The sequence below is a fragment of the Gemmatimonadota bacterium genome, from assembly GCA_009835325.1.
Classification (GTDB): Bacteria; JAAXHH01; JAAXHH01; order JAAXHH01; family JAAXHH01; genus JAAXHH01.
Window position 1 is genome coordinate 1 of sequence record VXWP01000028.1, and the last position, 21,182, is coordinate 21,182.

At 63.5% G+C, this 21,182-nt stretch carries 18 protein-coding genes; 16 read left to right on the top strand and 2 right to left on the bottom strand.

All coding sequences use genetic code 11. From position 1 onward, the window contains the following. Positions 1–489: tRNA (guanosine(46)-N7)-methyltransferase TrmB (gene trmB / locus F4Z81_02895; protein ID MXW03996.1), on the bottom strand; the 489-nt coding region annotated here is incomplete at its 3' end. A gap of 190 nt (positions 490–679) precedes the next feature. On the opposite strand from trmB, the gene F4Z81_02900 reads away from it, so the two are divergent. The 8 genes from F4Z81_02900 to F4Z81_02935 all read left to right on the top strand — a co-directional run bounded on the left by F4Z81_02900 (position 680) and on the right by F4Z81_02935 (position 10,825). Next, positions 680–1,525 carry a histidinol-phosphatase HisJ family protein gene (locus tag F4Z81_02900; protein ID MXW03997.1) on the top strand — a complete coding sequence of 282 codons (846 nt, stop codon included), beginning with the start codon at positions 680–682 and terminating at the stop codon, positions 1,523–1,525. Positions 1,526–1,554: 29 nt separating this feature from the next. Further along, positions 1,555–2,757, top strand: a complete 1,203-nt coding sequence (locus F4Z81_02905) for a trans-2-enoyl-CoA reductase family protein (protein MXW03998.1) — start codon at positions 1,555–1,557, stop codon at positions 2,755–2,757. Positions 2,758–2,781: 24 nt separating this feature from the next. Beyond that, positions 2,782–4,125, top strand: a complete 1,344-nt coding sequence (locus F4Z81_02910; GenBank protein ID MXW03999.1) for a nicotinate phosphoribosyltransferase — start codon at positions 2,782–2,784, stop codon at positions 4,123–4,125. 9 nt (positions 4,126–4,134) lie between these two features. Beyond that, positions 4,135–4,866 (top strand): UMP kinase, encoded by a 732-nt coding sequence (locus F4Z81_02915; protein ID MXW04000.1) that lies wholly within the window; start codon positions 4,135–4,137, stop codon positions 4,864–4,866. A 72-nt stretch (positions 4,867–4,938) separates the two neighbouring features. Continuing rightward, on the top strand, positions 4,939–5,982 hold the full coding sequence (locus tag F4Z81_02920) for a hypothetical protein (protein ID MXW04001.1): 1,044 nt from the start codon (positions 4,939–4,941) through the stop codon (positions 5,980–5,982). Between the two features lie 95 nt (positions 5,983–6,077). Continuing rightward, a complete protein-coding gene (locus F4Z81_02925) occupies positions 6,078–7,517 on the top strand; it encodes an NADH:flavin oxidoreductase (protein MXW04002.1) in 1,440 nt (479 codons plus the stop codon). Between the two features lie 139 nt (positions 7,518–7,656). After that, positions 7,657–9,492, top strand: a complete 1,836-nt coding sequence (locus F4Z81_02930; protein MXW04003.1) for a hypothetical protein — start codon at positions 7,657–7,659, stop codon at positions 9,490–9,492. A gap of 61 nt (positions 9,493–9,553) precedes the next feature. After that, positions 9,554–10,825, top strand: a complete 1,272-nt coding sequence (locus F4Z81_02935; GenBank protein MXW04004.1) for a hypothetical protein — start codon at positions 9,554–9,556, stop codon at positions 10,823–10,825. Between the two features lie 3 nt (positions 10,826–10,828). Here F4Z81_02935 and F4Z81_02940 read toward each other — a convergent pair whose 3' ends face one another. Beyond that, positions 10,829–12,088 (bottom strand): enolase, encoded by a 1,260-nt coding sequence (locus tag F4Z81_02940; protein ID MXW04005.1) that lies wholly within the window; start codon positions 12,086–12,088, stop codon positions 10,829–10,831. Positions 12,089–12,179: 91 nt separating this feature from the next. Here F4Z81_02940 and F4Z81_02945 point away from each other — a divergent pair, with 91 nt between their 5' ends. From F4Z81_02945 to F4Z81_02980, 8 genes are all read left to right on the top strand, one after another. Beyond that, positions 12,180–13,046: a glucose 1-dehydrogenase gene (locus F4Z81_02945; GenBank protein MXW04006.1), complete on the top strand. Its 867-nt coding sequence runs from the start codon at positions 12,180–12,182 to the stop codon at positions 13,044–13,046. Positions 13,047–13,071: 25 nt separating this feature from the next. Continuing rightward, positions 13,072–13,440, top strand: coding sequence for a DUF423 domain-containing protein (locus tag F4Z81_02950; protein MXW04007.1), 369 nt, complete (start codon positions 13,072–13,074; stop codon positions 13,438–13,440). Positions 13,441–13,456: 16 nt separating this feature from the next. Continuing rightward, entirely contained in the window at positions 13,457–14,920 is a 1,464-nt protein-coding gene (locus tag F4Z81_02955; protein MXW04008.1) for a M81 family metallopeptidase, read from the top strand. A 61-nt stretch (positions 14,921–14,981) separates the two neighbouring features. Then, the gene (locus F4Z81_02960) at positions 14,982–17,021 is read left to right on the top strand and encodes a hypothetical protein (GenBank protein ID MXW04009.1); all 2,040 of its coding nucleotides are present in this window, start codon (positions 14,982–14,984) and stop codon (positions 17,019–17,021) included. Between the two features lie 42 nt (positions 17,022–17,063). After that, on the top strand, positions 17,064–18,383 hold the full coding sequence (locus F4Z81_02965; protein MXW04010.1) for a nodulation protein NfeD: 1,320 nt from the start codon (positions 17,064–17,066) through the stop codon (positions 18,381–18,383). A 16-nt stretch (positions 18,384–18,399) separates the two neighbouring features. After that, entirely contained in the window at positions 18,400–19,263 is an 864-nt protein-coding gene (locus F4Z81_02970) for a slipin family protein (GenBank protein ID MXW04011.1), read from the top strand. 80 nt (positions 19,264–19,343) lie between these two features. After that, positions 19,344–20,042: a JAB domain-containing protein gene (locus F4Z81_02975; GenBank protein ID MXW04012.1), complete on the top strand. Its 699-nt coding sequence runs from the start codon at positions 19,344–19,346 to the stop codon at positions 20,040–20,042. 69 nt (positions 20,043–20,111) lie between these two features. Continuing rightward, positions 20,112–21,155: a Gfo/Idh/MocA family oxidoreductase gene (locus F4Z81_02980; GenBank protein MXW04013.1), complete on the top strand. Its 1,044-nt coding sequence runs from the start codon at positions 20,112–20,114 to the stop codon at positions 21,153–21,155. Positions 21,156–21,182 lie beyond the last annotated feature (27 nt).

Below are 21,182 nucleotides of genomic sequence, written 5' to 3' on the forward strand. Positions count from 1 at the left end.
TTCGTAGTATTCGACGTAGTCCGTGGCGAAATCGAGGGTACCTCCCGCCGCCAGCGTGCGCACGATCTCGTCCAGAAACCGTGGATTGAACAGGCGGCGTTTCCTGTGCCGTTTCTTCGGCCAGGGATCGGGGAAGTAGATATGATAGGCCGAGACCGCCCCGTCGGGTATGAACCGCTCTACGAAATAAACGGCGTCGTCCCGCAGCAGGCGGACATTGGCCAGTTCCCGCCGGACTACCCGTTCCTTCATGATGCGGAAATAGCGCAGGGCCCGTTCTATGCCGATGTAATTGATATGCGGATAGGCCATGGCCGAATTGATGATGAATCGTCCCTTTCCGCACCCGATTTCGACTTCCACCGGCCCGCTGTTTTCGAAAAACCGGTCCCACTGAACCTGGTCCTCGTTCTCTCGTATGCGGAATTCCACATCCCGGGTCGCGTCCGCCGCCCGACGTGGTTCTGGGGAAAGGGTCATCTTTTCCATGGAAAGGCGCTGGGTACAGGGGTGGCAACCTGGATGTTCCACCGGGCAAATTAGGAATCCGGCGGTGCCCTGTCAAGCGATACGGACCGCCCAGAATTGGTTTGATTTTAGACCGGTCACTGGTTATCATTACCAGCACTTACGGCCGGCATCCCCGCGGCTGATTCCTCCTGCGGCACGAGGCTGAACCATGCTCGACTACCACATGCACGTGGAGAATTACTATCCCTTCGGCAGGACGGAGGACACCTGCCCGGACGGTACGGATCCGATGGAGACCATGCGCCTTTTCGCCGCCTCGGCAGCCGAACACGGCGTGCGGGAAATCGCCATCACCGAGCACGTGTACCACTTCGTCCAGGCCCGGGAGATCGTGGACAAGCCCTGGGCCGTGGACAAGTGCTTCTACGATATGGACGAATACGTGGACCTGCTCCAGTCCGCGCGCCGGGAGGGGCTGCCCATCAAGACCGGCATCGAGATGGATTACATCGAAGGCAAGGAACCGGTCATCGAACGGATTGTCGGGGGGTATCCCTGGGATTTCGTGCTGGGTTCGGTGCACTGGATCGGTGACTGGGGATTCGACATGTCCCTTTTCGCGGACGAATGGGACCGGAGATCGGTGGACCAGGCCTACCGGGACTACTTCCGACTGCTGGGACAGGCCGTACAGACCGGTTGTTTCAATTCAATGTCCCATCCGGACCTGATCAAGGTGATGGGACACATGCCCGAAGGCGACATCTCGGATCTGTACGAAGCCTTTGCCGAGCAGGTATGCGGCCAGGAGGGCCTCTGCGTGGAGATAAGCTCGGCCGGCTTTCGCAAACCCGTGGGCAGGATCTACCCGGAGCGCCCCCTGCTGGAGGCCTGCGCCCGTCGCGGGATCTCCATCACGACGGCTTCCGACGCCCACGTCGTGGAGGACATCGGCCGGGATTTCGACCGGGTCAGGACCCACGCGGCATCCTGCGGGTACGGGGAAGCCATGTCCTTTGACGGCCGGCGCGCGACGCCGGTGCCCATTGAATAGGCATTTAAAACGGGAAGGGAATAGAACTTATGGCCACGGCCGTCATTGAGCCACGCATCCGGGGCTTTATCTGTACCACGGCGCATCCCGCCGGTTGCACTTCGAATGTCAACGCCCAGATCCAGGTTGCACGGGCTGCTCAGCCGGACCAGAAGAACGGCGCCGGACCGCTCCGTGTACTGGTGATCGGCGCTTCGACGGGATACGGACTGGCGGCGCGCATCGCGGCAGGCGCGATGTACGGCGCCGGCACGGTGGGGGTGTTTTTCGAACGCGAAAGCAGCAGTACCCGATGCGGTACGCCGGGATTCTATAACACCGCGGCTTACCACCGGTACGCGACGGAAAACGGACTGGTCTCGGCCAATGTAAATGGCGATGCCTACTCCCACGAGATCAAGCGGAAGACCGTGGAACTTGTTGCTTCCCGGCTGGGCCAGGTGGACCTGGTCGTCTACAGCCTGGCCTCCCCGAAGCGCACGGATCCGGACACGGGCGAGACCTACCTGTCCGTACTCAGTCCGATCGGGGAGACTTACGTGGGAAAGACCATCGATCTGAACCGCGAGGTCATCAACGAGGTCACCGTCGAACCGGCGTCGGACGAAGGCATCCGCGGGACGGTGGGCGTCATGGGCGGCGACGACCTGCGCCAGTGGAGCGAGGCGCTGCTCGACGCCGGGCTGCTGGCCGACGGCGCCCGGATCGTTCCGTTCTCGTACATCGGGCCTGCCCTGACCTGGCCCATTTACCGGAGCGGCACCATCGGCCGTGCGAAGGAACACCTGGAAGGGACCACGAAAGCGATCGACGGCCAACTCAGGTCATCCATCGGGGGAAGGGCCATGGTGTCGGTGAACAAGGCCGTGATCACCCAGGCTTCGGCCGCGATTCCGGTCGTCCCCCTGTACATCAGCCTGCTGTATCGCATTATGCGGGAACACGGCCTGCACGAGGATCCGATCCACCAGATGGTACGGTTGTTCAACGACCATATCGGCCCGGGCAGGACGCCGGCGCTCGACGGGGAGGACCGGATCCGCCTCGATGACCTGGAACTGGGCGATGCTGTCCAGCGGGAAATCGATTCGGTGTGGCCGACGATTACGACGGAGAACTTCCGTGCCCTGACCGACTACGACGCCTATAAGCGAGGTTTCCGGCAGCTGTTCGGTTTCGAAGTGGACAGCGTGGCGTACGACGAACCGGTCGAATTGGAAGCGGAGATATAGCGGTCCGGACGGGGGCGGATCTGCATGCGCCAGAAAGGTTCCTGCCCGATTCACTGGTCGCCTTCGCTGGCAACCGATCTGTACGAACTCACGATGGCGGCCGGCTATTTCGTGAACGAACGCCGGGAAAGGGCCACCTTCGAGTTATTCGTCAGGGACCTGCCGGCACGTAGGTCATGGCTTGTCGCGGCCGGGTTGCGGCAGGCTGTAGACTACCTGTCCGCGCTGAGGTTTTCCGCGGACGACATCGATCATCTGAAGACGTTGCCGCCGTTTCAACGCATTCCGGACGTGTTTTTCGATTTCCTGTCTTCGTTTCGCTTTTCGGGAGATCTCTGGGCCGTACCCGAAGGGACCGTGGTTTTCGCCGGCGAGCCGCTGATCCGGATCTCGGCGCCGATTATAGAAGCCCAGATCGTCGAGACCTTCCTGCTGGCCACGGTTAACCACCAGACCCTGGTGGCCACGAAGGCGGCGCGTATCGTCGAAGCCGCGGCGGGCAGGGGCGTGGTGGAATTCGGCAGCCGCCGGGCCCACGGCCCCGAGGCGGGACTGATGGCGGCCCGGGCCGCGGTCATCGGGGGGTGCATCGGGACGTCCAACGTGGAGGCGGGACGGCAGTTCGGCATCACCGTCTACGGGACCGCCGCCCACTCCTGGATCATGACCTTCGAAAGCGAGTTGGAGGCCTTCCGTGCCTACCATCGTGTTTTCCCCGGGAGCACCACGCTGTTGCTGGACACCTTCGACCCCGTTGAGGCTGCCAAGCTGGCCACCAGGATAGGACCGTCTCTGAAGGGAGTTCGGCTCGACAGCGGCAACCTGGCCGATCAGGCGAGGCGAGTCCGCGGTATCCTGGACGAGGCTGGAATGACGGAAACGAGGATCATGCTCAGCGGGGACCTGAACGAATTCCGAATCGCTTCGCTGGTCGAAGCCGGGGTACCCGTGGATCTCTTCGGCGTCGGGAACGAACTGGTCAACTCGCCGGACGCGCCGTCCCTGAGCGGCGTTTACAAGCTATGCGCGCTGGAAACGCCTTCCGGTACGCGGCCGGTCTTCAAACTGAGCGAGGGGAAGCAGACCCGGCCCTATGCAAAGCAGGTGTGGCGGCGGCGCGACGGGCACGGGGAGTTCGTGGAGGACCGGGTAACCCGGGACGGCGAACCGGCCGGATCCCCGGAATGGGAACCCCTGCTCGGCCCTGTCATGCGCGGCGGCCGCCTTGAAGGTCCGATGCCGGACCTGTCCGCTTCCGGCAGCAGGGCGAAATCACAACTGGACAGCCTCCCCGCACGCTACAAACGAAGGGAAGACGCGGCGGCCTATCCCGTCCGGTTCAGTGCTCAACTTTCCGCTAATCGATAAGGAGGACCCGTGCGTTACAAACGAGTATTGGTCAAACTCAGCGGCGGTGCGCTATCGGGTCAAAATCCCTGGGGATTCGATCCTTCCGCCATCGAGTACATTGCCAGCGAGGTCATGAAGCTCCATGCCGTGGGTGTCGAGGTGGGCATCGTGGCGGGCGGTGGCAACATATTCAAGGGCGAACTGGGTCAGGACTGGGGCATCGAGCGGGCGGAGGCCGACAACATCGGCATGATCGCGACCGTGATCAACAGCATGATGCTCCGGGGCGCTCTGACCTCGCGCGGTGCGGGCGACGTCCGGGTCATGACCGCCATCCCCATCAACACCGTGGCCGAACCCTATATCCGGCTCCGGGCCGTCCGGCATCTGGAGCACGGCTGCATTGTACTCCTCGCCGCCGGCACCGGGAATCCGTACGTGACCACGGACTATCCTTCGGTACTACGCGCCCTGGAACTCCGGACCGAAGTCCTGCTTTCGGCCAAGAACGGCACCGACGGGATCTATACGAGCGATCCCCGGGAAAACCCGGACGCCCGCAGGTACAAGGTCATCAGCTACGACTCGGTCATCCAGCACGATCTCAAGGTCATGGACCAGACGGCCGTGCTGTTGGCCCGCGACAACGGGCTGCCGATTCACGTTTTCGACTTCAACTCGCCCGGCGCCATGGAACGGATCTGCCGTGGCGAGGACCTCGGCAGCCTCATCACAAGGGGGACGGACCAGTTCGCCTGACCACGACCGATTCACCAGGACAACGCCCAATCCATCAACATGACGCCAATCCGTTTTCTCGGTATTTTATTGTTGTTATGCGCCGTCCTCCGGGGCGACCGCCCCGCGGCACAGGAACCGCCCTTCGCGCTGGAGAATTTCTACAAGGGCGTATCCTGGGTGGGCGGCCGTTGGGAGATGCCGGAAGACGCCCTGCCCGCGGCCCGAGAACTGGGCATCGAATGGCTGGCGCTTACGCCCTTCGGATGGATGGAAAACCACACTACGCCGTCCGTGCGGTTGAACCGGCGCGGACGATTCTGGGGGGAGACCGACCAGGGACTGCGGACTACGGCCAGGAAGGCCAGGGCACTGGGATTCCGATTGATGCTCAAGCCTCACCTCTGGCTGACCCGGCCCGTGGACGACGGCTGGATAGGCGTGATCGATTTCACTACGGAGGCGGAGTGGCGCCAGTGGGAGGAGGATTACCGGACTTTCATCCTGCACTACGCCGAACTGGCGCAGGCGGAAGACATGGACATCCTCTGCATTGCCACGGAACTTTCGAATCCGGTGCGGTCCCGTCCGCGATTCTGGAAGTCGCTCATCGCGGAAATCAGGACGGTCTACGACGGGAAGCTCACCTACGCGGCGAACTGGCACGGGGACTACGACGTGGTCGAGTTGTGGCCCCACCTCGACTACATCGGCGTCAACGCCTATTTTCCCCTGACCGACCGGCATGGACCGAGCGTCACCGAAATCATGTCCGGGTGGGAACCCCATATCGAAAACATCGGCCGGCTGGCCGATACGCACGGAAAACCCGTGCTTTTCACGGAAGTCGGTTACAAGAATTCACCCGGGTCGACCATCCGGCCCTGGGAATGGCCGCCGAGAAGGCGGAACCGGCGCGGGGAAATCAACCCGGAAGTCCATCAGGTCGATCCGAACGAGCAGGTCAACGCCTACGAAGCCCTGTTCCGGACCGTCGGCAAGGTGCCCTGGTTCCGGGGAATGTTTATCTGGAAATGGTACCCGGACGCGAGCCGTATCACCGAGGACAGGATTGAATTCAGTCCCCAGAACAAAGAAGCGGAGCGGGTGCTGCGCCGATGGTACGCCGTCCCGTGATGAGCGTGCCGTCTCGTGATGATTGCATGATAAAGGCCACCTGCGGCCCGCGCACTGCGTGACGCCCTGAATTTCAACCGGAACAGGATGACGACATGCCGAAGCATTTTCGCTACCGTTCGATCGAGGATCTGCAACAGGATATCGATCGCCTCGGATTGAACGAAGATATCCCGCTGACCGAGGACCTCGATCCGCTCTGGCGCCCCATCCGGTTCGGGGACCGCACGATCGGCAACTCCATGGCCGTGCACCCCATGGAGGGATGCGACGGGCACCTGGACGGCTCGCCCGACGAGCTGGTATTCCGCCGGTGGAGGCTGTTTGGCGAGGGCGGGGCCAAACTGATCTGGGGAGAGGCCACGGCCGTGACGGAGGAAGCCCGTGCGAATACCCGGCAACTCTGGTTGCACGATGGCAACGCCGCGTCCTTCGAGGCGCTGCTCGCGCAGACCCGCGAGGCCCACCGGGCCGTCCATGGCCGCGATGACGACCTGGTGATCGGGCTGCAGCTGACCTGCTCGGGTCGTTACAGTTACCGGAAACCGCTGATCGCTTTCCACGATCCCGCCGCCGATCCGGTCACCCTCGTGGACAAGAAGCGCAAGATACCGGTCACCCCGGACTACCCGGTGCTGACGGACGCCGAACTCGGCCGGGTGGAAGATGCCCTCGTAAATACCGCGGTCCTGGCCTGGAAACTGGGATTCGACTTTGTGGACATCAAGCAGTGCCATCGCTACCTGCTTTCCGAACTCCTGGCCGCACGGCTCCGGGACGGCGATTACGGCGGGAGTCTCGAGAACCGGACGCGGCTTGTCCGGAACGTGATCGGACGCATTCGCGAAGAAACGAAGGACGAACTGCCGTTGGCAACCCGGATGAACGTATACGACGGCATACCGTACACCACCGACCCGGATACGGGCACAGGCACGCCCCGCGCACCTTACCCCGTACCCTACCTCTCCGGATTCGGCGTGGACACGGACGATCCGCTGCGGGAGGACCTGTCGGAACCGGTCGCGGTGGCCGGCCTGCTCAAGGAGGCCGGGATCGGGATGATCAACGCCACCATGGGAAGCCCCTACTACAATCCCCACGTGGGCCGTCCGGCCGAGAGATCGCCGGTGGACGGCTACGATGCCCCCGAACATCCCCTGTTCGGCGTCGCGCGGCACTTCCGCGCGGCCGCCGCCCTCTGCGCGGCGCATCCGGAACTCCACATCGTGGGTACCGGGTACAGCTGGCTGCAGAAGTACATGGTCAACGCGGGCGCGGCGAATATCCGCGACGGCCGGGTCACCGTCATGGGATCGGGCAGAGGCGCGTTGGCCTATCCCGATTTTGCGAAAGACGTGGCCGAGCACGGCGAAATGATCCGAAAGAAGAGCTGTATCACGGTCAGTTACTGCACCGCCCTGATGCGCGGGAAGCACAACGAACTCGGCCAGTTCGCCGTCGGATGCGTGCCGCGGGACAAGATTTACGCGGACATCTACAAGGAGATGCTGGATACAGCGCCTGAACCGTAGGGACGGTGAATCTGCGAACCTTCCGGACGGACCGGACCGCCAGCCCGTAACACTGAGGGCGGCCGGTATCGGCCTCCTCCTGTCGGGCCTCATCGGGCTCGGCACGCAGTACCTGGCCGATCGGGGCGGTTACGATTTCATGCTGTTCGCCCACCTGCCCTCCGGCTTCCTGATCCCCTTTCTGGCCCTTGTTCTGCTGCCCAACCTGATCTGCCGGGCCTGCTGCCCTGGCAAAGCGTTAACCCGGACCGAGTTGTTCACGGTCTTCGCCATGGGCTGGGCGGCGTCCATGATGCCCGACCTGGGGGTCACCCGCTACATGGTTTCCGCCATCGCGGCGCCCGCCTACTTCGCCTCCCCCGAAAACCGGTGGGACGAACTCATCCTTCCCCACCTGCCCCACTGGGTCTATCTGAGCGATTCCGAATCGGCCCGGCGATTCTACGAAGGCCTGCAGCCGGGCCAGGGGATCCCGTGGTCCGTTTGGATGACGCCCGTGTTCTGGTGGCTCTGCCTGTTGGCCGCGCTCCTGCTGATCGGCGCCTGCATCGTGGTGATTTTCCGCAGGCAGTGGATGGAGTACGAACGCCTTCGATTCCCCCTGGCGGAAGCGGCCCTGCGGCTTATCGGTGAGGCCGATGAGGACCGGGCTCAGTCACGTCCCGGACGCGGCCGCAATCGCAACCGGCTGTTTATGGCGGGGCTGCTCATCACCTTCTCCGCCATGGCCTGGAACTGTGCGGCATACTCGGGCGCGCTTCCGATGCTGCCCATTCATCCGGGGGCGGTCGCCACCCTGGAAATCGCTCCCTACTTCCCCGGTATACCCCTGTACCTGAACATCTACGCCCTGTCCTTCGCATTCTTCGCGCCCGCGGAGATCCTCTTCAGTCTCTGGTTCTTCCAGCTGTTCGGTGTGTTTGAACAGGGGCTGCTGAGCCGGATGGGCATGTTCTCCACGAGCGGCAGCGTGGTGCAGGGAGGCCTGACCGGCATGCAGTACATGGGCGGCGTTATCGTCTTTGCGGCCTGGCTGGTCTGGATTGCAAGGCGCCACCTGGCCTCGGTGTGGCGCGCTGCATGGCGGCCCGTCCGGGACGACGGCGAGGCACGGGAACTGTTCTCTTACCGGTGGGCGCTCATCGGCCTTGCGGGTGGTTCGGCGTTCGCGGTGCTGTGGCTGTACAGCGCCGGACTCTCCATTGTGGTGGGCGTGCTCTTTCTGGCCGTCATGTTCACCTTCTACCTGGTACTCGCCCGGGTGGTGGCCGAATCGGGGCTGGTCATGGCGGAACTCACCGTGAAACCCAATTACTTCACGGTCGGCCTGATCGGTACCGCCTCCCTGTCCATACGGGACATCAACGTGATGGGCATGGCCAACGGTTTCGCGCGGAACTGGCGAACCTTCACCCTGGTCGGGTTCTCGCACATCGCGTGGCTGAAGAACCGGCTGGAAGGGCGCGGCCGCGGGTTGTTCGGATGGATTTGCCTGGCGATCGGCGTCAGCGTCGTGCTTTCGGTCGTCTCCCTGGTCCATTCCGCCCATACGGTGGGCGCCAACAACCTCCATACCCAGCCCGGCGGCCTGGGAACGTTCTTCTTCGGACGCACCATCGTCTGGGCGACCAACGCCGCCCAGATCGGGGTCCTCGAAGCGCTGTTCCTGCTGTCCGGGATACTGATCAACGGCCTGGTCATCGCCGGCAGGGCGTTTTTCACTTGGTGGCCCCTGCATCCCGTCGGCATGGCCGTCGGGGACGTGGGCGGCGTGGTGAGGAACGCCTTTCTGCCGATTTTCCTCGCCTGGCTCCTGCAGATCGTGTTGATTCGCATCGGCGGCGTGCGCATGTACCGCGCCGCCCAACCGTTTTTCACCGGAGCGATCCTCGGGTTTCTCCTGGGCGTCGTCCTGTCCCTGGTCGTCGACGTGGTCTTCTTTCCGGGGACCCCTCACCGGACGGAATGGTACTAATTGGTGACGTGTTCGCACCGCGTTCGCGTCGTGCGTCGTGCGCCAAAAACAGGATAGACCGATGAGCAAACTGGTCCCGGTCGGCGTGTCCGAAGTCGACGTAACCCCCGGCTACCCGGTGCGTCTGAGCGGATACGGCGCGCGCCGGGAAGAAACGGCGAAGATCAAGTCGCCCCTGTACGCCCGCGCCCTGGCCATCGGCGCGGAACGGCCGGTCCTGATGCTGGCCCTGGACAACTGCGGCGTGACCGAGTCCATGACGGCGTCCATCGGTCGGGAACTGAACAGACGGGCGGGGATCGACCGGGAACGCATCGTCCTGTGCTATACCCACACCCACAACGCGCCCATGCTCTCTGGTGCGGCGCCCATGCTGTTCAGCACGGATATCCCGGCGGCGCACCAGCGGCATATCGATCGCTATACCGGGGAAGTGACGGAACGGCTCGTGGAGGTGGGGCTGCGTGCGTTGTCGGAACGGAAACCGTCCCGTCTGAGTTACAGCGAGGGTCACGCCGGGTTCGCGGTGAACCGGCGCGCGCAGATCGGCCCCGTGGATCACGTGATGCCCATGATGCGGGTCGATGACCCGGAAGGAAACCTGAGAGCGGTGTGGGTCAGCTACGCCTGCCATTGCACGACATTCGGCCCCGCGGACAACTTCATGTGCGGCGACTGGGCGGGATTCGCGGCCGACAGGATCAGGCGGAACCACCCTGGGGCTGTTGCCCTGGTCACCATCGGGTGCGCCGCCAATGCGAATCCCTTTCCCCGTACGGGGCTTTCTTTTTCCCGGCGTCACGGTGTAGATATCGCGTGGCAACTTCACCGCCTGCTCGGGATCCCCGGACGCCCCCTGACGGGATGTATTCGGTGCCGCCTGGTCCACGCCTCGCTGCCCTACGACACCTTGCCGACCCGCGAGGCCTGGACGGCCGCAGCAGAGAAATCAGACGTCACGGGCTACCACGCACGGAAGTGGATCGCCCGTATGGACAGCGGCGAAGCGGTGCCGGAAGCGCTCAGCTATCCGGTGCAGGGCTGGTCGTTCGGAGACGAACTCGCCATTGTCTTCCTGGCGGGGGAGGTCGTCGCGGACTACGCCTTCAGGCTGAGGCGCATGTACGATCCCGCCAGGATGTGGATAGGCGCGTACGCCAACGACTTTCCCGGCTACATACCCTCCCGTCGGATCTGGAAGGAGGGCGGGTACGAAGGCGGCGACGCCAACGTGTATTTCGGATTGCCCAACCGCTTTACCGGCGACGTGGAGGAACGCGTCGTCGAAGCGGCGCAGCGGGTGATTCCGGAAACGTTCAGACGGTCCGGATGAAGGCTAGATCCCCTTGGGCGCCCGGGCCACGGCGGCCTCCCGCCGCGCCAGTTCGGCATGCCGTTTTTCGAAGGCGGAACTGTGGTCGTCTTCGATCACCTCTAGGTGCACCCCCGTTTCGAATCCTGGTAGATTCCCCTTGTAGAACTCGGGCTGGTAGATGCTCTCATCGGTGAACTCCCAGACGCGCTGCCCGCCGGCATGACCCGGCCAGACCACCCGAAGGATCCGCTTTTTGCTGCGGTAGCGCTGTACGGCCGTGGGTTCGTCGTCGTCGACGGCATAGGTTTCTATGGCCTTCTCGTCGACCTCCACGCCGAGACCGGGCTTGTCCGGCACCTCCATGTACCCGTCCACCACCTTGATCCGTTCAGTCAAAAGGTCGGTCTGCCAGAGTTCGTGGCAGGTGATGTAGGGCAACTGGGCGTGGGACAGCACCGAACCGATGTGGGCGGCGAAAGTCGTGGTCAGTCCGGCGCCCACCATCTGAAGCCAGAAGGGCTTGTTCAACGCGGCCGCCATGATGCCCTGCCGCATGGTCCCCGAGGCGCCGCCGCCAACCACGAATCCGTCGCTGACCTCCGCCTGCCAGACGTCGTCTCCGAAGTGTTCCACGATGGGCTTCTGGATGCGTTCCCGGAGCATCTGCGCGCCCTTGAGGTCTTTACGCAGGTAGAAGGGACTTTCGTACATGCCCACGTTCACCCGCTGGTCGAGCTGGGACAGGATTTGCTCCGCTTTCGCCTGGGTGAGGAGGAAACCGTTGAAGTCCACGTCGAACCGGTAGTCGGCCGGGACGACCTCGCTCACCGCGTCGATCTGGGCGATGATGTCGCGCCAGGGACGCGCCTTCATCTTGAAGGACGTGTAGCCGCGCCGCAGGGACTCCTCCGCCTCCTTGACCCAGTCCTCGGGCGCCATGTCGATATCCCACCAGGAAAGGGGGCAGCGTTCCCGCAGCTTGTTGCCCAGCAGGGCGTGCACGGGCACCCCGGCGTCCTTCCCGCACAGGTCGAATACGGCGATCTGCGGTCCGAAACCGATATCGTCGTCCCACATGATAGTCCAGGGGTCCTTGCCGACCAGACCAGCGGTATCCGAGGCGCCGTGACCGTCGGTGATGCTGACGAGGCCGTTGTCGGTCTCCAGCCGGTACGCCCAGACACGCTCGTTATGGGTGTTCGCCCGGGCCATGGCGTGATCGACGTGCGGGGCGTAGAACGGCACGTTCAGGGCCGTTCGTTCGGCGTGCGTGATCTTCATGGATTCCTCCTGCAGTGGTAAGGGACGGTAGGGTCGGGACGGGCGTGAAATCTATATAACTAAGGCGGGATTCTAAAAACGCAATCCATTTATGAACACTTGCCTTGCCTCGGATTTTCGATCTGGTTACATTCCTTTCAGAAAGGCTCCAGATCGCTTACCAGGAAAAACAGAGGACCACTTGAAACTCGAAAGTCGGGTCGCTATCGTCACGGGCGGCAGTTCCGGTATTGGCCGGGGTATATCCATCGAACTGGCCAGGGAAGGAGCCCGCGTCGTGGTGTGCGACCTCGTCGAGCGTCCGAAGCCGGGCAAGTACCATGACCAGGACGTGACGACGCCGACTGTGTCGGCATTGAAAGAGATGGGTTCCGACGGCCTCTTCGTGCAGGCCGACGTATCGGACGAAACGGCCGTCAACCGACTGGTTGATCGGACACTGGAAGCCTTCGGCGGACTGGACATCCTGGTCAACAACGCGGGCATTTTCGCCCTCGGAGACAGCCAGACGACCCCGGTCGAGACGTGGGACCGCATCATGGGCGTGAACCTGCGCGCCCTGTTCCTGACTACGCGTGCCGCTGTGCCGCACCTGAAGGCATCCCGTTCGGGACGGATCATCAACATCGCTTCCGTGCACGCCTTTCACGGCGGCGGCGGTCCGGCGTACGCGCCGGCCAAGGCCGGTGTCGTCAACCTCACGCGGGACACGGCGGTCGAACTGGCGTCGCTCGGCATAACCGCCAATACGATCTGCCCGGGCTATATCGAGACGCCCATCCAGGACTACCTGACCGAGGACCAGGTCGCCGAGGCGCTGGAGAAGACCCCTCTGCCTCGGCTGGGCCTGCCGAAGGACATCGGCCGGGCCTGCGTGTTCTTCGCGTCGGACGACGCCGAGTGGATCACCGGAACGGCCCTTCCCGTCGACGGCGGCTGGCTGGCCCCGATCTGGTAGGCGGGCCCGACAGGTCTTAGTTCATATGGAAAAACTTTTTGCCATAGCCGGCGGTATCTCGGCGCTCCTGGGCGTGGTCGCCGGGGCCTTCGGCGCCCATGGACTGAAGAATCGGATCTCGCCGGAGATGCTGGAGATCTTCGAGACCGCCGTCCGGTACCAGATGTATCACGCCTTCGGCCTGCTCTTCGCGGCCTGGGCGGTCTCCCGCTGGCCGGGTGCGATCCAGCCGGCGGCGGGATGGTCGTTCATCGCGGGCACGGTGCTGTTCTCCGGCAGCCTGTACGTATTGAGTCTCACGGGCATCCGGTGGCTGGGCGCCGTGACCCCGCTGGGTGGCGTGGCGTTCATCGTCGGCTGGCTTCTCCTGGTCTACGGCATATATCGGGCTTGAAACGGCAGGGAGTCGAATGCGCGTCGTAACCGGAATCATCGCCCACGAGACGAGCACGTTCACGACCGTCGAAACCACCCGTAGGAACTACCAGGAACGGTACGGCGGCCTGCGGGGCAGCGAGATCCTAAAGGCGTTCAGGGGCGCGAACAAGCCCACGGGCGGCTTCATCGAAGGCGCGGAAGCACACGGGTTCGAATTGATCCCCACGATCGTGGCCGAACCCCATCCGAGCGGTCCCACGCCGCGGGCGCTTTTAGACGAGATCGTCGACGAGATGCTGGACGGTTTTCGCGGCGCGGATCCCATAGACGGCGTGCTGCTCGAACTGCACGGCGCCATGGTGGCCGAAGGCATCGACGATGGTGAAGGATACATCCTCTCCGCCGTCCGGGACCTCGTCGGGGACGTGCCCGTCGTAGGGCAGCTCGACATCCACTCCAACATGACGCCGCTGATGATCGAGCAGGCCGACGTGCTGATCGGCCGGGAATCCTACCCGGAGGTGGACATGGCGCCCCGGGGGCGGGAATGTGCCGACGTGCTCGTCCGGATCCTGAGGGAGGGCTTGCGGCCAACCATGGCGCTGCACCAGATCCCCATGGTCTGGGGCATGAACCAGGTGACCGCTCATTCGCCCATGAAGGAGGCGATCGACTACCTCCATGAAATCGAATCGAGGCCCGGGGTCGTCTGCGGATCGATCGCCACCTGTTTCCCGCTGGCGGATATACCCCACATGGGGGCGTCCGTGTACATCGTGACGGACGACGACCGGGAGATGGCCCAGCGTTACGCAGACGAACTGGGCGCCTGGCTGTACGACCGGCGGGCCGACTGGCACTACCACATGCCGTCGACGAAGGAGACGCTGGAACGGGTCCACGCGGAGGACCATTTCCCCGTCGTGCTGGCGGACCGCAACGACAACACGGGCGGCGGGTCGCCGGGAGACAGCACCGCCATGCTGCGCACGTTCATCGACGCCGGACTCGAAGACGCCTGCGTCCTGTACATGGTCGACCCGCAGGCGGTGGACCGGTGCATGGACGCCGGTGTGGGCGCGACGGTTACGCTGGACGTCGGGGGGAAATCCACGCCGTTGCAGGGCGAGCCGGTGACCATGACGGCGGAGGTGCTGGCCCTGTCGGACGGCAGGTTCCGTTACCACGGCCCCATGCTCGCGGGCCTGGAGGGTACGATGGGACCATCGGCTCATATCCGGCAGGAAGGTGTACACGTCATCCTCGTGAACGAGCGCGAACAACCCTTCGATACGGCGTTTTCGGAATCTCTCGGCCTGGACCCCAGGGAAATGCGTTACATCGGCGTCAAGTCATCGGCCCACTTCCGGGCAGGTTTCGAACCGTGGGCGGGCGCGATCCACGTGGTCACTGAACCGGGCGTCCATGACGCCGGCGTGGTCACCTATCACCGCCTCGGCAGAAAACTCTATCCGCTGGACGGCGCGCAGAGATAGCGTAGCGATACCGGCGGCCCGACCGCGTGCTCTGCAGACTGGATCTTTACCGGAGCGGAACATGAACACCGCGACCCAGAAAATCGATACCGCTTCGATCTGGTTCGATCACCAGACGCTGATCAGGAACGTGGACGTCCTGCTCACGGTCTACGACCAGGCCGCGCAGGGCGTGCTGGACCTGGCGAACAGCGAGGGCTATTTCGAAGGCGTCGATCCGGAACTGCTGAAATGGCCGCCTTCGCGGACGCCCGGTGGATCGATCGGGCTGGAGGGGCTGGGCTATCGCGCGAAGCTGATCGGCGCGATCTACGAAGGGGTTCCCCTCCTTCGCGACCAGCGGATGGGCGAGGCCTACGACCAGTTCCGGCGGGTCGCCCCCGACTACTACCAGTCGGTTCAGTTGTACGCCCGCGTAAGGGAGCAGTTCCTGCAGCAGGACCCGGACGCCACCGCCCAGTTCCTCGAACTGTACCAGACGGTCTACGTCGAAGCGCTCCGGGCGAGCAACGTGTTTACCCCGGACGAGGGCGAGGCCGCCCTGGCCGGGGCCAGGCTGTCCCGTGTGCCCCTGTCTCACGCCCAGCCTGTCGCCGAGAAGCTCAAGGACATCGTGCCGGAGGACGACCCCATCTGGCAGGCTACCTATCCCTGCACGCTCGACGGCAAGGAAACCCGCTCCACGCTGAGGGACATCTTCCACAACACCGCGGAGAAAACGCTCGAATACCTGGCCGCCGGCGAACTGCTCGCCGTCCGCTACAATACCTATACCAATTTCGCGTGGTTCGGTTGCGCGGTATGGAAGATCATCAGCGACGCCGAACTGCTGGCCGAGTTCTGCCGCCGGCATGTCCCGAGCAAGTATATCCAGCGCAAGATCGACGGCATCCAGGAGGATATCCTGCTCGGCCAGGCCATGATGGTGGAGTTCTTCCAGGCGCACCAGGAGAACCCTGCGCAGCTCAAGCCTACCGGATACTGGTACGGCCATCACTATACGAGCCTGACCCGGGACATGATCGACCTGACCCATGCCCTGATGGACAAGTGCAACCTGGTCATCTACCGGATCAACCAGCACATGAAGGACCATGAGGAGGAGAAGGCGAAAATCCCCGACGAACTCGCCTCCATGCTGGAACCCATGGTGGTGCCGCCCCTGCTGGACCGGACCGCTGCGGGCCATTTCCTGGAGTATCCGCACGTGGGGCGCAACGCCCGGTATTCTCCCGTCAAGCGCGCCACGAAGCTCACCCGGTGGATCGGTGCTTCATGGCGGTACGTCAGGAATAAACTCGCCATCGAGGAGGAGAACCTGGGTGAGCGGGACCAGCTCGAGGCGGCCTGGCACAACAGTCTCACCTGGGCCGACCGGACTCTGAAGATCTTCGGCATAACGGTCAAGGTCCACGTCGATCCGATGGTCGGCGAACTGGCCCGCGTGCTCAAGCTGCACGAGGGGCGGTACAAGGTCCTCTTCTTCCCGACCCACCAGAGTGTCTTCGACCATCCCGTCATGTACAAGGTGCTTCAGTCCCGCGTTCTGCTGGACGCCCTGGGCTGGGAGGATTCCCGTCCCTGCACCATCCTGTCCCGGTCGGGCCTGACGGAGTACGTGACGCTGCGCCTGGGATCCTGGAGCACGACCCTGTTCGGCGTGAACGCCGCGGAATTCGACCGGCTGCTCGAGGAAGTAGACGGTTACGTGGTCCTGCCCCGCGCGGGAGATACCAACAACGCGACCCAGCGATTCGCCGGACTGCTTGAAAAACGACCGGGCATCATTTACGCCGCTGGGACCACGGCGGCCTTCGACATCCAGTCCATACCCCTGCAGCACGGGCTGTTCAGCAAGATTCCGCCCGACGTGGTCATCATTCCCATGGCCTTCAGGGGCATCCATTCCATCTGGCCCAAGTGTCCGAGGCGGAACATCCGCATAAACCCGGGCCAGGTCGAAGTCGTGGTGGCGCCGCCCATGATGGGAGAGACCACGTTGTTCCCGCGGCGCCGGTCCCTCAGGCCCCAGATCGAACCGGCGGCGCTGTTCCAGGCCGTGCAACTCGTTCACCTGCTCAATCCGAATCACCGGCCCTAGCCGCCGCTGAATCCTTTCACGCACCAACCGGGCAAACCCACCATGAACCCGATAAGAACGTTCAAACGCCTCCTGCTGGCCTGCGGACTGGCCTGCGGGCTGGCCTGGCCGGGCGCGGACGCCGTGGCATCCCGGGTCGACGTCATCAGGCTGATCGGCCCGATCGGTCCGGTCAGCGTCCAGCACGTGTCCGCCGCGATCGAACGGGCGGAAGACGACCGGTCGGAATGCCTGGTGATCCTGCTCGACACTCCCGGCGGGCTGCTCCAGTCCACCCAGATGATGATAAAGGACATGCTCGCGTCCAACGTGCCCGTCGTGGTCTACGTGTCGCCCAGCGGCGCGGGCGCCGGATCGGCGGGCGTGTTTATCACCATGAGCGCCCACGTCGCCGCCATGGCCCCGGGCACGAGCATCGGCGCGGCCAGCCCCGTGGGCATCGGCGGCGCGGTCGCGGACTCGACCATGCAGGAGAAGGTCGAGAACTTCTCCGTGAGTTATATCCGGTCCATCGCCGAGAAGCACGGCCGTAACGCGGACTGGGCGGAACAGGCGGTGCGGAAGGCCGAGGCCCTGACCGACCGGGAAGCCGTGGAGCAGAACGTCGTGGACCTCAGCGTCGCCACGCTGGACTCGCTGCTCATGCGGATCGACGGCACCGTGGTCGAAGTCCGCGAAGGCAGCCGGGTATTGCGCACGAAGGACGCCGAGGTGAGCATACGTGAAATGAGCTGGCATCACCGGGTACTGAACGTGCTCTCCAATCCCAATATTGCCTATCTCCTGATGATGCTCGGGTTCTACGGGCTCATCTACGAGTTCATCAATCCCGGGGCCATCTTCCCCGGTGTCGTGGGCGGCATGTGCATTGTCATCGGGCTTTTCGCCCTGCAGACGCTGCCCATCAACTACGCGGGGCTTCTGCTGCTCCTGCTTGGATTGGGATTGTTCGTCTCCGAACTGTTCGTGGCCAGCGGGGGCCTGCTGACTCTCGGCGGCGCCGTTTCGTTCACGATCGGTTCGATGATGCTCATCGATTCGCCCGATCCCTATCTCCGCATTTCCCTGTATGCCATCATTCCGGCCGTGCTCGCGACCGCGGCCTTCACGCTCTTCGCGTTGGGCTATGCGCTGAAGGCCCAGAAGCGGCGCACGACCACGGGCAGCCAGGGACTGATCGGCGAGACGGGCCGCGCGCACACGGCCGTGGACAGCCGGAACGGCAAAGTATTCGTCCACGGCGAATACTGGTTCGCCACGAGCGAAACGCCTGTCGAGCCCGATACGCCGGTTCGGGTGGTGGAGGTCAATGGTCTGCGACTCAAGGTGGAAAGCCTGGAATCAGGAGCGGACGTAACGTAATAAGGGGAGGACGCCCATGTTCTTTGACGGATTTCAGCTGTCGACGATCGTCATCATCCTGATCGTCATCATTCTCTTCACCAACGCGGTCAAGATACTCCGCGAATACGAGCGGGGTGTGATATTCCGGCTGGGCCGGCTTTCCAAGGCCCTCATCGGGAAGAACGGACCGGGTATCATTATCCTGATCCCTGGTATCGATAAAATGGAAAAGGTCAGCCTGCGCACCGTGACCAAGGACGTGCCGGCCCAGGACGTGATTACCCGGGACAACGTGTCCATCAAGGTCAACGCGGTGATCTACTTCCGGGTCCTCGATCCCGAACGGGCGATCACCGAGGTGGAGGATTTCCTGCAGGCGACCCACCAGCTAGCCCAGACCTCGTTGCGGAGCGTACTCGGGCAGGTGGAACTGGACGACCTGCTGTCCAACCGGGACAAGATCAACGAGGACCTGCAGATCCTGCTGGACCAGCAGACCGAACCCTGGGGCATCAAGGTGTCCATGGTCGTCATCAAGAACGTCGACCTGCCCATCGAGATGCAGCGGGCCATGGCCAAGCAGGCGGAAGCGGAGCGGGAACGCCGGGCCAAGGTCATCAACGCCCTGGGAGAGCAGCAGGCCGCAGAGAAACTCTCCGAGGCCGCCCACGTCATGGGCACCCATCCCGTCGCCGTGCAGTTGCGATACCTCCAGACCCTTTCGGTCGTGGCGGCGGAGAACAACTCCACCACGCTGTTCCCCGTCCCCATCGACCTTTTCAAGCCTTTCGTGGACGCGATGAAACCGGCGGTCACGGGCGGTCCGGCGAATCCGGGTTCCGGCGCGGCGGAGACGAATCCCGGCGCGGCGGAGCGTCAGGACGAGGAGGCTTCATAACTTACGAGATCGCCTGATCGGATTCCGACTAAATCGGTCAACACGCAATGTTTCCAATGACCCGCAGAAAGGACGATGCGATGACCGATTTACAGGGAGTAACACCGATCAGGGACTGGCCGGAAGACGAGAAGCCCAGGGAGCGCCTGCTCAAATACGGCATACACACGCTGTCGGACACGGAATTGATCGCGCTGCTGCTGCGCACGGGAAACGGCGCGGGCGGCAGGGACGTCATTGAGATCTCACGGGAACTCCTGCAGCACTTCGGCGGCCTGCGCCACCTCGCCACCCGGGAACTGAGCGAGTTGTGCCAGGTTTCGGGCGTGGGACCCGTCAAGGCCGCCCAGATCGCCTCCGCCATCGAAATCGGCCGTCGGCTCGAAGCCCAGGACATGGATAAGAAGTCCTTCATTTCGAGCACGGACGTGGCGCGCTACTTCATGCCGCGGCTTAGGGACCTGCGCAAGGAAATCTTCATGGTCCTGATGCTCGACGCGCGCAACTGCCTGATCCGCGGCGTGACCGTATCGGTGGGTAGCCTTACGGCGAGCATCGTCCATCCCCGCGAAGTGTTCAAACCCGCCATCCTCGATTCGGCCGCCTCGGTGATTTTCGTGCACAACCATCCCAGCGGCGACCCCACGCCGAGCCAGGACGACCTCAAGATCACGGCCCAGCTCGTCGACGCGGGCCAGATGATCGACATCAAGGTGCTTGATCACATCATCATCGGCCGAAAGTCCTTTACCAGCCTGGCCGGCAAGGGTTTAATTTAGCGGTTGGCCTGGTCGGCCTGGCCCGCCTGGCTATTCAGGCACAGGTGTGCCCGGCACCCGGAGGATGGCGTGGAATCATCAGAAAACGACCGCATCAGGATCGGCTTCGTGGGTGCGGGATTCATGGGACAACTGGTCCACCTGCCAAATTTCACGGAGATGGCCGGTTGCGAGGTGGTCGCCCTGGCCGACCGCAGGCCCCGGCTCGCGCGGTTGGTGGCAGACCGTTTCGGGGTCGCAAGGACCTGCGACTCCCACGAGGAGCTTTGCGCCGACCCCGCGATAGACGCCATCGTGCAGATTACCTCCGACGACGCCCACGCACCCGTTTCCATCGACGCGTTGAACGCGGGCAAGCACGTCTACCTCGAGAAGCCCATGGCGACCAACCTGTCCGATGCCCGCCGCATGGTCGAGGCCGCCCAGCGCAACGAACGCCAGCTAATGGTCGGGTACATGAAACGGTTCGATACCGGAGTCGAACTGGCCCGCTCGATCATCGAAGAACTGACCTCATCCGGCGAACTCGGGGCGATCACCCACGCGAGAGGCCATTGCTTTGCCGGAGACTGGGTCTGCAACGCCGGGACGCCGATCCGAACGGACGAGACCTACCCGGAAATCGAACCCCGGCCTCCGGCGTGGCTGGCGCAGGAACGCGTCCGTGAGATCTACAGTTTAAACAACCTGTATTGCCACAACATCAATCTGATGCGCCACCTGCTGGGCGAGGTCCGGGCACTGAAATACGCGGCCCTCGACAGTCTGACCAAATTGATGATCTTCGCCATGGACGGCTTCGACGCGGTGCTGGAACTGGGACGGCTGTCGGCGAATTTCTGGGACGAGGGCGTCAAGGTGTATTTCGAAGACGGATGGGTGGAGGTCCTAACGCCGCCCCCGCTGCTCAGGAACGTGCCGGCCCGGGTCTCCGTCTACCGGGCGGGCGACATACAGGAGCACGCCCAGCCGCAGGCGCCGAGAGACTGGGCGTTTCGCCGGGCGAACGCCCACTTCCTGGACTGTATACGGTCCGGCGATCCGGTCCGTTCCACCGGTGCGGACTCCATCCGCGACCAGGAACTGCTGGAAGAAGCCTTCAGGCGGTTTTAGAAAGGAGCACATGCCCAAAATGATGGA

Coding starts and splice junctions, on each gene's coding strand:
- F4Z81_02900 (MXW03997.1), top strand. CDS start 680: ATGCTCGACTACCACATGCACGTGGAGAATTACTATCCCTTCGGCAGG.
- F4Z81_02905 (MXW03998.1), top strand. CDS start 1,555: ATGGCCACGGCCGTCATTGAGCCACGCATCCGGGGCTTTATCTGTACC.
- F4Z81_02910 (MXW03999.1), top strand. CDS start 2,782: ATGCGCCAGAAAGGTTCCTGCCCGATTCACTGGTCGCCTTCGCTGGCA.
- F4Z81_02925 (MXW04002.1), top strand. CDS start 6,078: ATGCCGAAGCATTTTCGCTACCGTTCGATCGAGGATCTGCAACAGGAT.
- F4Z81_02930 (MXW04003.1), top strand. CDS start 7,657: ATGCTGTTCGCCCACCTGCCCTCCGGCTTCCTGATCCCCTTTCTGGCC.
- F4Z81_02935 (MXW04004.1), top strand. CDS start 9,554: ATGAGCAAACTGGTCCCGGTCGGCGTGTCCGAAGTCGACGTAACCCCC.
- F4Z81_02940 (MXW04005.1), bottom strand. CDS start 12,088: ATGAAGATCACGCACGCCGAACGAACGGCCCTGAACGTGCCGTTCTAC.
- F4Z81_02945 (MXW04006.1), top strand. CDS start 12,180: ATGAACACTTGCCTTGCCTCGGATTTTCGATCTGGTTACATTCCTTTC.
- F4Z81_02950 (MXW04007.1), top strand. CDS start 13,072: ATGGAAAAACTTTTTGCCATAGCCGGCGGTATCTCGGCGCTCCTGGGC.
- F4Z81_02955 (MXW04008.1), top strand. CDS start 13,457: ATGCGCGTCGTAACCGGAATCATCGCCCACGAGACGAGCACGTTCACG.
- F4Z81_02960 (MXW04009.1), top strand. CDS start 14,982: ATGAACACCGCGACCCAGAAAATCGATACCGCTTCGATCTGGTTCGAT.
- F4Z81_02965 (MXW04010.1), top strand. CDS start 17,064: ATGAACCCGATAAGAACGTTCAAACGCCTCCTGCTGGCCTGCGGACTG.
- F4Z81_02970 (MXW04011.1), top strand. CDS start 18,400: ATGTTCTTTGACGGATTTCAGCTGTCGACGATCGTCATCATCCTGATC.
- F4Z81_02975 (MXW04012.1), top strand. CDS start 19,344: ATGACCGATTTACAGGGAGTAACACCGATCAGGGACTGGCCGGAAGAC.